Raw genomic sequence first — 10635 nt, 5'->3', positions numbered from 1 at the left:
GGGTTGCGATGATAGCGCGCTTCTGGCCGGTCCTGCTGGCATTGCCCCTGATGGGCTGCGGCGGGACCTGGGCCTGGCATATCGTGAACCCGGCCGATCCGCGCGGGGCCGCCAACCTGTGGTTCCTGCTGTCGGGCTTCACGGCAACCATCCCGCTGTCGCTGGCCGCCATGGGCGCATCGCTGGTCATGGGGTTTTTCATCTGCATGGCGGGGTTTTCCAGCATGCGGCCGTTGCGCTGGCTGAACCGCGGCTGGGTGGAATTGTTCCGGGCGGTGCCGATCCTGGTGATGCTGCTCTGGGCCTATTACGGGCTGCCGGTCGTGCTGGATGTGCGGCTGTCGGTGTTTACCGCCGCGGTGATCGCCATCGCGGTCTGCGATTCCGCCTTCGAGGCCGAAATCCTGCGCGCCGGCATCCAGTCGGTCGAATTGGGACAACGCGAGGCGGCGATGGCGTTGGGCCTGTCGCGCTGGCACGTCATGCGCTTCATCGTGCTGCCGCAGGCGATCCGCCGCGTGCTGCCGCCGATCGCGAACCAGTTCATCTATGTCGTGAAAATGTCGTCGCTGGCCAGCGTCATCGGCTTTCCGGAACTGACCAGGAAGGCGAATGAACTGGTGGTGACGGTGTTCCGGCCGCTGGAACTCTACAGCATCCTGATCCTGGAATACCTGGTGCTGATCCTGGCGATTTCTTTTGCCGTGCGCGCATTGGAACGGCGCATGGGTGCGGACCAGCGGCTGAGCGCGGAACGCTAGAACGCCGCCATCCGCCCGCGCACGGTATCGAGAAACGCCATGCGCCGGCGCAGATCGGCCCGGTTCATGTCATACAGCGCGATGTAGTCCACCGACGCCTTCGCCCCGGTGATCATGTACAGGTACCGCGTCACCGCTTTGCGCGGCGGATCGCCGATCATCAGCGCGGTCCAGCGCGGCCGGCCATAGGTGCTGATGCCGGCGATTTTCTTGATATGCGTGAGCGCCGGCCGCGCGATGCCATCCTCGCCCAGGGTGAAGGACACGCCAGGCAGCAGCACGCGGTCGAACCAACCCTTCAGGATGGCGGGCAGGCCAAAGCACCAGGTGGGGTAGGAGAGCACCAGCGCCTCGGCCGCCTCCAGCCGCAGCACGTAGGCCTCGACCGGCCCTCGGTTATCGGGCACGGCGTGGTAGTTGCGACGTTCCTCGGCCGACAGGACCGGGTTGAAGTTTTCCGCATAGAGGTCGCAAAAATCCACCTCATGGCCCGCCGCCAGCAGTCCATCCAACGCGGATTGCTTGATGGCGGCGTGAAAACTCTCGGCCAGCGGATGGGCGTAGAGGTAGAGGATCCTCACCGACCGCCGCCGGCGATGATCGCGCGATCCTCGGGCGTCAATTCGACCGGGGTGCCGTTGCGGATCAGTTCGGCAAAGCCCTCATTCGGCGTCATCATGGTCAGGCAATAGAGCTTTTCCGCCCCGGTGTTCACCACGACATGCTCGGTGCCGGGGCGCAGGACGAAGGAATCGCCAGGCCCGATCGGCATGGTCTCACCGCCTGCCTTGGCGATGCCGGTGCCGGACAGGACGAAGAAACATTCCTCCGCCTCGGCATGCGTATTGGGCGGGGTGGCGCCGCCGGGCAGGAAGATTTCGACGACCAGGGTGAAGCTCACCCCATCGGCGATGGGATCGAAAATGCAGGCAAAATAGTTCTGGTCCTTGGGCGAGATTCGGAAACCGCGCAGATCGGCGGCACGGCGGGACAGGACGGGGGCGGGCATCATGCGTCGAGGGCCTCTGTTGCAGGGAGACGGGCCAGGAGGGATCATGCGGTATGCAGATCCTTGTCATCTATTGCCACCCGCGCGGCGACAGCTTTTGTGCGGCCCAGCGGGATGTCGTGACCACCAGTTTGCAGGCGGCGGGGCACACAGTCACGCTGCGTGACCTCTATGCCGAGGGTTTTTCGCCCGCTCTCTCGGCCGAAGAACGCGGCCGCTACCATGACGTGCCCGACAACCTGCTGGGCATCGAGGACCACGTCGCCGATCTGCGCGCGGCCGAGGCGCTGGTGCTGGTCTATCCCACCTGGTGGTACGGGCTGCCGGCGATGCTGAAGGGCTGGCTGGACCGGATCTGGGCGCCAGGCGTGGCGTTTTCGCTGGGCGAGGGCGCGATCCAACCCGCCCTGACCAACATCCGGCGCATCGCGGTGGTGACGAGTTACGGATCGCCGCTGTGGCTGCTGTGGTTCATTGGCTGGGGCGACTACCGGTTGTTTTCGCGCGGCATCCGGCGGCTGTGTGCCAAGGGCTGCCGGCTGGACTGGCTGTACCTGCATGCGATGGACCGGCGCACGCGGCCGGAACTGACCCGGCACCTGGACCGCGTGCGCGCGCATTTTTCGCGCTGGTGATCAGCCGGCGAAACCGGTGACGGAATCCAGTTCCGCGTAATCGGGCACGGTCGCATCCAGCACCTTTCCGGCGCGCAGCACCACGCGGTCGTGCCAGGGGCGGCTCTGCAACTCCGTCGCCATACGGGCGCGCGTCAGCACCAGGTCGGCCACCGCCCCGACCCGCAACACCCCGGCGTCAAAACCGCAAACCTCGGCCGGCACGCGCGATACCGCCGCCGGCCAGGCGCCGACCGGATGGTCCAGATGCAGGATGCGCGTCGCCTCGCGCAGCACCTCCAGCATGTCCAGGTCGCCATAGGCATAGAAGGGATCGCGGGTATTATCCGATGCGAAGGACACGGCCACCCCGGCCGCCGCCAATTCATGCACCAGCGTCACGCCGCGCCAGCGCGGGGTGCGGTGGGGCACGCGGTCCTGCAGATACATGTTGCACATCGGCAGCACGACGATGGCGATGCCGGCATCGGCGACGGCCTTGACCGTCTCGATGGCGTAGTCTTCAGACTGCATCGACAGGGCGCAGCAATGACCGCATTGGATGCGACCCTTGAACCCGCGGCGCATGGCGGTCAGCGCGATTTCACGCAAAGCACGCGCGCCGGTTTCGCCGCTTTCATCGACGTGCAGGTCCATATCCAACCCGCGCGCCTCAGCCAGGTCGAAGAAGCGGTCCAGCATGGGCTGGAATTCATCGGGCATCGCGTCATGCACGCCGCCGGTCAGGCGCGTGACCATGCCGAGAATACCGCCGTATTGGGCGACGGTATCGGCGATCATCGTGCCCTCATCTCCCCAGAACCGGTCCAGCGGCGCGATGCTGCTCGCTTGCAAGGCGATGCGCTCGGCCCAGGCATCGCGCAGGCGGGAAAACATCGCCCAGGTGACGGGGGCGTGTTCGGCATAGGTGTCCAGATGCGTGCGGATCGCGACCGTGCCATGGGCCAGCGCACAGCGCAGGGCGAAATCGGCGCGGGCGGTCATGTCCTCCGGCGTCCAGCGCCCGGTGCGGTCGGCCATGACGGCGGTGAGCGCCCCCAAAAAGCTGCCGTCCACATTCGGCGCCCGCGGCCAGATGTGCCCCTTGTCGATATGGGTGTGGGCATCGACGAAGCCGGGGAAGACGATACCGCCGCGCAAATCCTGCCCCTCGGCTGCGCTGCCCAGGGGGGCGAGCGCCGCGATGCGCCCGTCCTCGATGCGGATATCCAGGCGCAAGAAACCATCCTGGTCGGCGGGTTCGGCAAACCCATCTACCACCGCGCCATGCGCGCGGCCATTCGTCAGCCAAAAATCCGTCATGACTTGTCCCGTTTCAAGGCGCTCTCATGCCAGGAGCGCAGCAGCAGATGCGACAGCAGCGACAGCGCCAGGAAGATCGCGATCCCGGTCGCCGACACCAGCACCAATGCCGCGAACATGCGCGGAATCTGCAACTGGTACCCGGCCTCCAGAATCCGATAGGCCAGGCCCGAGGCCCGCCCCCCCGTCCCCGCCACGAATTCCGCGACGATCGCGCCGATCAGCGACAGCCCCCCGGCGATCCGCAGCCCGGCCAAAAAGTATGGCATCGACGATGGCAGCCGCAGCCGCCACAGCACTTGCCAGCGCGACGCGCGATACAGCCGGAACAGGTCCAGCAGATTATGGTCCGCGCTGTTCAACCCCAGGGTCGTATTCGACAGGATCGGAAAAAAGGCCACGATCCAGGCGCAGATCAGCAGCACCAGCCGGACGTCATCCACCCAGATGATGATCAGCGGCGCGATGGCGACAATCGGCGTCACCTGCAAGATCACCGCATAGGGGAACAGCGACAATTCGATGATGCGCGATTGCGCGAACAGGATCGCGATGAGCAACCCCAGCACCGCCGCCGCGATCAGCGCGGCAAAGGTGATTTGCAAGGTGATGCCCAGGCTGACCGCCAACGACGACCAGTCCCGCACCAGGGTCTGCGCGATCAGGATGGGGCCTGGCAGGATATAGGTCGGGACCTCCTTCACCCGCACCGCGATTTCCCAGCCGGCCAAGGCCAGGATGCCGATGATCATGGGCGCGATGATGCGCAGCCAGCCTTCACCGGTCAGCCCTCCAAAGGTCTTTTCGGCCGGCGGCGGGCCGACGATATCGCTCATGCCGCCATCGCCTGGTGCAAGGCGTGGGACACGTCCCGCGTGTGGGACGCATAGATCGCGGAGGTCCGATACTCCTCACCCCGCGGATAAGGTTCGGCCACGTCCAGGTCCGCGACCACCCGCCCCGGCCGCGCGCCCATCACCACGACGCGGCGGGACAGATAGACGCTTTCGAACACCGAATGCGTGACGAAGACGACGGTGAATTTCTGGGCCTCCCACAGGGTCAGCAGGTCGTTGTTCAGCCGGAAGCGGGTGATCTCGTCCAGCGCGGCGAAGGGTTCGTCCATCAGCAGCAGCCGCGGCTTCGTCACCAGGCCGCGCGCGATGGACACGCGCATGCGCATCCCCCCCGACAGGGCGCGCGGATAGGATTTTTCAAAGCCTTTCAACCCGACGCTGGCCAATGCCTCGGCCGCCCGCGCCTCGGCTTCCGACCGCCCGACGCCCAACAGGTCCAGCGGCAGCCGCACATTCTTTTGGGCCGTCGCCCAGGGCATCAGGGTCGGTTCCTGAAAGACGAAGCCCAGCGCCTCCGGCCCCGCGCCACCCGATACGGTGATGTCGCCTTCACTGGGCGGGATCAGCCCCGCGATCATCCGCAGCAGCGTGGATTTGCCGCAGCCGGATGGCCCCAGCAGCGACACGAAATCCCCATGCCCCACGGAGAAGTCGACCTTCTGCACCGCCAGCGTCCCGTTGGCGTAGCGCTTGGCCACGCCGTCGAGTTGGATCGCGGGGCTAAACCCCGACACGCTGGTTCACGAAATCCAGGCTATAGGCGCGCTTGACGTCCAGCCCCGGCGGATTGACGCCGACCGATACCAGGGTCTGGTAGAAGCGTTCCCAGCGCGCGTCGCTCATCGCGCCAATGCCCAGGGTCAGCGCATCGCCGGACCGCACGATGCCGTTCTCGTTCATCACCCGCACCGCATAGGCGATCTTGGCGTCGTCCATTTCCGGATTGTCGCGCTTGATCAGATCATTGGCGGCGCCGACATCCTGGCCGGCCATGTATTGCGTCCAGCCCTCGATCGTCGCGGTCACGAAACGCTGCACCAAATCCTTCTTCTCGGTCACCATGCGGCGGCTGACGTCGATGGTGGTCTGGTAGGTTTCAAACCCGGCATCGGCAATCAGATGCACCTTCGGCGTCACCCCCGCCTGCATCGCGGAATAAGGTTCGGAGGACAGGAACCCCTGCTGGATCGCATTCCGATCGGCCAGGAAGGGCTGGATGTTGAATGTGTAGGGACGGATCTGTTCGTCCGTGTAGCCGAATTTCGCACGCAGGAACGGCCAGTAGGTCACCCTTCCGGCGGCGCCGATCATGATCGGCTTGCCGCGCATCGCCTCGAACGTGTCGTTGCCGGCGTTGGGATGCGCCATCAGGATCTGCAGATCCTTCTGCATGATCGCCCCGATGGTCAGGAACGGCAGGTTCTCCCGCACGTAGGAGATCGCCTGGAAGCCGTTCGACATGATGAAATCGACCCGCCCCGCCAGCAGCACCTGCGCCGGGTTCTGCTGCGGGCCGCCCATCCGCAGGTCCAGGTCGATGCCATGGCGGCGGTAGATGCCGGCCGCGAGCGCCTGATAATAGCCGCCATGCTCGGCCTGCGCCCGCCAGTTGGTCTGGAAGGACACGCGGTCCAGCGTCTGCGCCGACACCCGGGCACCCGCCACGGGCACAAGGGCGGAGGCGAGCGTGCCGCCCAACAGCGCGCGACGTTCGATCCGGAACTTGGTCGGCATGGCTTGGCTCCCGGCTTTGGACCTTGATGGCACACCCGGATGGGGGTTCGCCAGCATCTGGCATCTGGCGCCCGGCCGGCAAGGACGCGCCACCGGGCCGCCACGCCTGGCCGGGGCTTGGCTGCCGCCAGGATGGGCAGCGGTGCCGCAAGTTCGGGCATCGGGGGCGCCGTTTATCCCCGACACCGCCCCCCGCCCCCTTCCGCCCGGGCCTGGACCCGGGCAAATCTGCGGCGTGACACATCTCATTCTCGATACACTCACCAAACGCTACGGCACCGCGACGGCCGTCTCCGGCCTGACGCTGGAGGTCGCGCGCGGCGAATGCATCGCCCTGCTCGGCCCCTCGGGCTGCGGCAAGACGACCACCCTGCGCATGGTCGCGGGCTTCATCGCACCGGATGCCGGGGGCATCACCCTGGGCGACCGGCGCATCGAACGCGACCCGCCGCACCGCCGCGCCATCGGCATGGTGTTCCAGGCCTATGCCCTGTTCCCGCATATGACGGTCGCCGGCAACGTGGTCTTCGGGCTGGAAATGCGCCACGTCGGCCGGGCGGAACGCGACCGCCGGGTGGCGGCGGCGCTGGACATGGTGGGGCTTGCCGCGCTGGCCGACCGCTGGCCGTCGCAATTGTCGGGCGGGCAGCAACAGCGCGTCGCCCTGGCCCGGGCGCTGGTCACCGAACCCGACCTGCTGCTGCTGGACGAACCGCTGTCCAACCTCGACGCCTCCCTGCGCGGAGAGATGCGGTCGGAGATCGACCGCCTGCGCCGCCGCCTCGGCATCACCACCCTGTTCGTGACCCACGACCAGGAGGAAGCCCTGGCCCTGGCCGACCGGATCGCGGTGATGCAGGCCGGGCGCCTGGTCGAATGCGCCGATCCGCGCAGCCTGTCGGAACACCCGCGCGACGTGTTTACCGCCAGTTTCCTGGGCGCGCGCAGCGTCATCCCCCTGCCCGCCGCCGGGATTTCCATGGCGACACCCCCCGGCGCCTCCCACCTCGTGCTGCGCGCTGCCCGGTTGCAGTTGCTGCCGGCCGGGGCCTCGACCGACGCACCCTTTTCCGTCCCCGCCGTGGTTGCCGAAGCCGCCTGGCTGGGCGACACCATCGGCTATGAGGTCACCGCCGGGCCGCACCGCATCCGCGTGATCCGCCCCACGACCGAGGCCGCTTTTGCCCCGGGCCAGCCGGTGCGGGTTGCGGGTTGGCCGGACGCCATTGCCTGGATCGAAACATCCCAAGGAGTCGCATCATGACCCTCACCATCTCCCGCCGCGGGGCGCTCGGCACGGCGCTGGCCGCCCCGGTCATCTGGGGCCAGAACGCCGTCGCGCAGATCCGCCGTGGCGATGAACTGACCGTCGGCATCTGGGGCGGCATGCAGGAACGCATCGTGCGCGAATTCTGCGTGGCCCCGCTCGAACAGCAATACGGCGTGAAGATCAATTTCGTCCTGGGCGGCACGCCGGAACGCCGGGCCCGCGCCTATGCCGAACGCGGCCGGCCGTCCTTCGACCTCGTCTACCTGAACATCTTCGAAAGCCGCCAGGCGGTGAAGGATGGCGTGACGCAGGAGGTCAACAACAACGTCCCGAACGCCGCGAACCTCTACCCGGTGGCACGGCTCGGCGGCTACGGCGTCGCGATCAACCCGGTCACCATCGTCTATGACCGCCGCAAGGTCGCCGCCCCCATGACCTCCTGGCGCGATTTCTGGCGCGATGACCTGAAGGGCAAGGTGATCTGGCCGTCCTACCCGGGCGCGCAGGGCACCGCGGCCTTGCTGATGGCGGCAAAAATCTTTGGTGGCAGCGAGACCAACATCGACCCGGCCTTCACCAACATCGCGGCGCTGAAGCCCTTTGCCGCGATCCAGGGCAGCCAGGACCAGCTCTACGCGATGTTCGACCAGGAAGTCGGGGCCGCTTCGGTCGAATTCGGCTCCTTCACCCGGCAATATGCGGAAACCCGCAACCCGAACATCGTGATCGCCGACCCGACCGAGGGCCAGGCCCTTGCCACCAACGTCGCCTGCATCACCGTCGGCACCCAGAAGCAGGCGCTGGCCGAGGCCTGGGTGAACCTGCACCTGGCACCCGCCTGCCAGCGCGCCTATGCCGAGCGCATCTACTACTCGCCCACCGTCAACAACGTGGACCTGCCGCCCGATCTTGCCGCCAAGCTGGTGATCGGGCAGGAGGCGGTCGGCAAGTTGGTCGATTTCGACTGGGATGTGGTGATCCGCAACCAGCCGCGTTGGTCCAGCCGTTTCACGCGGGAGATCGCCGGCTGATGCAGAAGCAGGGCAGCGGCCCTCTGGGCGCGCTGCCCTACACACTGTGGCTGCTGGCGGCGTTTGCCGCCCCGCTGGCCGCGGTCGCGTTGATGAGCGTGCAGGACAGCCCCGAACCTTTCGCGCCGCTGTCCTTCATCCCAGCCGGCACGCAATACGCGGAACTGCTGGGCGACAGTTTCTACGTCCGCACCTTCCTCAACACGCTGCTGATGGGCGCCGTGGTCACCGCGATTTCGGCGGTGCTCGCCTATCCGGTCGCGCTGTGGCTGACGCGCCTGCCGGCCAGGTGGCGCCCACTGGGCTTCGCCTGCGTGCTGGTGCCGCTGCTGACGAATGTGGTGGTGCGATCCCTCGGCATCATCCTGCTGCTGTCGCCGACGGGTTTCATCGCCCAAGGCGTGATGGGGCTTGGCTTTCCGCGCCCCAACATGCTCTTCGGCTGGTTCGCGGTCGGGCTGTCGCTGACCCAGGTCTTCATGCCCTTCCTGGTGCTGGCGCTGTATGACGTGCTGGAGGGCCAGGACCGCCGCCTGCCCGAAGCCGCCGCCGGCCTGGGCGCCGGCCCCGCCATGATCTTTTTGCGCGTGACGCTCCCGCTTTCACTGCAAGGGCTGCGCGCCGGGCTGACCGTGGTCTTCCTGCTGGCCTCCACCGCCTATGTCTCCGCGACGCTGGTCGGGGGGCGAAAAGTCTATGTCTCGGCCATGGTCGTCTACAAAGAAGGCCTGGAGATCCTGAACTACCCGCTGGCCTCGGCGCTGGCGGTGTTGATGATGGCCGCCTCGGTCGCCGCGGCCTTCCTGATTTCCTTCGTCGTCGGGCGGTTCACGCCCTGGATCGGGCAGCGCCGGCCCGGCAGGCCGCTGGTGCTGCCGCGCGCGGTCGAGACCGTGCTGGAGGCGATCGCCCCCTGGGTCAGCCGCGCACTGCTGGGCATCGGGCTGTTCCTGCTGCTCTTCCCCTTGATCCTGGTCGCCGTCGCCTCGGTGAACGACACGCCGCAGGCGTCGGTCGCGCAGTTCCGCGGCTTCACCTGGCGCTGGTATGCGATGATCCTGGAAAACGATCGCTACCTCAGCGACGCCTGGACCAGCGCGAAACTGGCGGCGGGGGCGGTTGCGCTGTCGCTGGCGATCTCGCTCCCTGCCGCCTTCGCGCTGGTGCGCGGCGGGTTCCGGGGCCGCGACGCGCTGGGGGCGGGGCTGATGCTACCGCTGGCGCTGCCCGGCATCGCCATCGGGCTGGGCATGCTGAAGCTGCTGCAATGGTTTTCGGCCATTCCGCCGTTCATCGGCATGCTGGCGGTGCATGTGGTGCTGGTCGCGCCCTTTACCCTGGCGATGCTGCGGGCCTCGGTCGCCGCATTGGACCGGGCGTTGGAGGAAGCCGCCGGCGGCTTGGGCGCAGCGCCCTGGCGCGTGTTCCAGCGGGTGGTGCTGCCGCAACTGGCACCCGGCATCTTCGTCGCGGGGCTGCTGGGCTTCCTGATTTCCTTCGGCGAGGTGACGGTGACCGCCTTCCTCACCACCGCGCGGCTGCAGACCCTGCCGGTGCGGATCTATGCCGAGGCTGCGTTCAGCCTGGAAAACACGGTCAACGCGATCAGCACGCTGACCATCCTGCTGACGGTGGCGTTGCTGCTGATCGTCAATCGCTTCGTCGCACTCGACCGCGTCTGGAAGCGGTAAGGGGGCGGGGCTTTCGGCCCCACCCCCCTTTTCACGCGATCAGTTGGTGCGGGTGGTGCTGGGCACGGCGGGGACGGCGGCCTGCGGGCGTGGCGTCGCCGGCGTGGCGGCCGTCCCCGGCTGGGCCGGGCGGGCGGCAGGGGCAGCCTGCTGCACGGCGGCTGCCGGGGCGCGCGCGACCGGGGCGGCCACGGTCGGGGCGGTCACGGTCGGCGTCGCCGGGCGGGCGGCGGCCGGCGGTGTCGCCGGGAGTGTCGTCGCCGTCTGGGCAAAGGCCGGCGCAGCAAGCAGCAACCCCAGGGTCGCGGCGGACATCGTGGTCTTCAGAATCTGGCGCATGTGATG

12 protein-coding genes are annotated in these 10635 nt (G+C 67.5%); 5 read left to right on the top strand and 7 right to left on the bottom strand.

What is annotated here, in order from left to right:
* The first annotated feature begins 8 nt into the window (after nucleotides 1-8).
* Complete coding sequence (locus ACQW02_RS00455; RefSeq protein ID WP_431283308.1) at nucleotides 9-761, top strand: amino acid ABC transporter permease; 753 nt, start codon at nucleotides 9-11, stop codon at nucleotides 759-761.
* Here the strand turns inward: ACQW02_RS00455 and ACQW02_RS00450 are convergent.
* Together ACQW02_RS00450 and ACQW02_RS00445 are read right to left on the bottom strand one after the other, a co-directional pair.
* The gene (locus ACQW02_RS00450; RefSeq protein WP_431283307.1) at nucleotides 758-1342 is read right to left on the bottom strand and encodes an NAD(P)H-dependent oxidoreductase; all 585 of its coding nucleotides are present in this window, start codon (nucleotides 1340-1342) and stop codon (nucleotides 758-760) included. The two genes, ACQW02_RS00455 and ACQW02_RS00450, sit on opposite strands and share 4 nt — an antisense overlap.
* Nucleotides 1339-1773: a cupin domain-containing protein gene (locus tag ACQW02_RS00445; protein WP_431283306.1), complete on the bottom strand. Its 435-nt coding sequence runs from the start codon at nucleotides 1771-1773 to the stop codon at nucleotides 1339-1341. The genes ACQW02_RS00450 and ACQW02_RS00445 overlap by 4 nt, the downstream gene beginning before the upstream one ends.
* 50 nt (nucleotides 1774-1823) lie before the next feature.
* Between ACQW02_RS00445 and ACQW02_RS00440 the strand changes: the two genes are divergently transcribed.
* Nucleotides 1824-2405, top strand: a complete 582-nt coding sequence (locus ACQW02_RS00440; RefSeq protein ID WP_431283305.1) for an NAD(P)H-dependent oxidoreductase — start codon at nucleotides 1824-1826, stop codon at nucleotides 2403-2405.
* Here ACQW02_RS00440 and ACQW02_RS00435 read toward each other — a convergent pair whose 3' ends face one another.
* From ACQW02_RS00435 to ACQW02_RS00420, 4 genes are read right to left on the bottom strand one after another with little or no spacing between them, the layout of a single operon-like run.
* Nucleotides 2406-3707 (bottom strand): cytosine deaminase, encoded by a 1302-nt coding sequence (locus tag ACQW02_RS00435; protein ID WP_431283304.1) that lies wholly within the window; start codon nucleotides 3705-3707, stop codon nucleotides 2406-2408. It abuts the gene before it with no gap.
* Nucleotides 3704-4543: an ABC transporter permease gene (locus tag ACQW02_RS00430; RefSeq protein WP_431283303.1), complete on the bottom strand. Its 840-nt coding sequence runs from the start codon at nucleotides 4541-4543 to the stop codon at nucleotides 3704-3706. The genes ACQW02_RS00435 and ACQW02_RS00430 overlap by 4 nt, the downstream gene beginning before the upstream one ends.
* A complete protein-coding gene (locus ACQW02_RS00425) occupies nucleotides 4540-5298 on the bottom strand; it encodes an ABC transporter ATP-binding protein (RefSeq protein ID WP_431283302.1) in 759 nt (252 codons plus the stop codon). Before ACQW02_RS00425 ends, ACQW02_RS00430 begins: the two co-directional genes overlap by 4 nt.
* Nucleotides 5285-6298, bottom strand: a complete 1014-nt coding sequence (locus tag ACQW02_RS00420; protein WP_431283301.1) for an ABC transporter substrate-binding protein — start codon at nucleotides 6296-6298, stop codon at nucleotides 5285-5287. The genes ACQW02_RS00425 and ACQW02_RS00420 overlap by 14 nt, the downstream gene beginning before the upstream one ends.
* A 235-nt stretch (nucleotides 6299-6533) precedes the next feature.
* Here ACQW02_RS00420 and ACQW02_RS00415 point away from each other — a divergent pair, with 235 nt between their 5' ends.
* The 3 genes from ACQW02_RS00415 to ACQW02_RS00405 are packed head-to-tail and all read left to right on the top strand — an operon-like array spanning nucleotide 6534 to nucleotide 10290.
* Nucleotides 6534-7562, top strand: coding sequence for an ABC transporter ATP-binding protein (locus ACQW02_RS00415; RefSeq protein WP_431283300.1), 1029 nt, complete (start codon nucleotides 6534-6536; stop codon nucleotides 7560-7562).
* Nucleotides 7559-8599, top strand: a complete 1041-nt coding sequence (locus ACQW02_RS00410; RefSeq protein WP_431283299.1) for an extracellular solute-binding protein — start codon at nucleotides 7559-7561, stop codon at nucleotides 8597-8599. The genes ACQW02_RS00415 and ACQW02_RS00410 overlap by 4 nt, the downstream gene beginning before the upstream one ends.
* Nucleotides 8599-10290, top strand: a complete 1692-nt coding sequence (locus tag ACQW02_RS00405; RefSeq protein ID WP_431283298.1) for an ABC transporter permease — start codon at nucleotides 8599-8601, stop codon at nucleotides 10288-10290. Before ACQW02_RS00410 ends, ACQW02_RS00405 begins: the two co-directional genes overlap by 1 nt.
* 39 nt (nucleotides 10291-10329) lie before the next feature.
* On the opposite strand, the gene ACQW02_RS00400 is transcribed toward ACQW02_RS00405, so the two are convergent.
* Nucleotides 10330-10629 (bottom strand): hypothetical protein, encoded by a 300-nt coding sequence (locus tag ACQW02_RS00400; protein WP_431283297.1) that lies wholly within the window; start codon nucleotides 10627-10629, stop codon nucleotides 10330-10332.
* Nucleotides 10630-10635 lie beyond the last annotated feature (6 nt).

Origin of the sequence: Humitalea sp. 24SJ18S-53, from assembly GCF_050632385.1 — a bacterium.
Taxonomy (GTDB): domain Bacteria; phylum Pseudomonadota; class Alphaproteobacteria; order Acetobacterales; family Acetobacteraceae; genus Humitalea.
The sequence above is the reverse complement of the archived record's forward strand: the minus strand, read 5'-3'. Positions and strand labels throughout refer to the sequence as shown.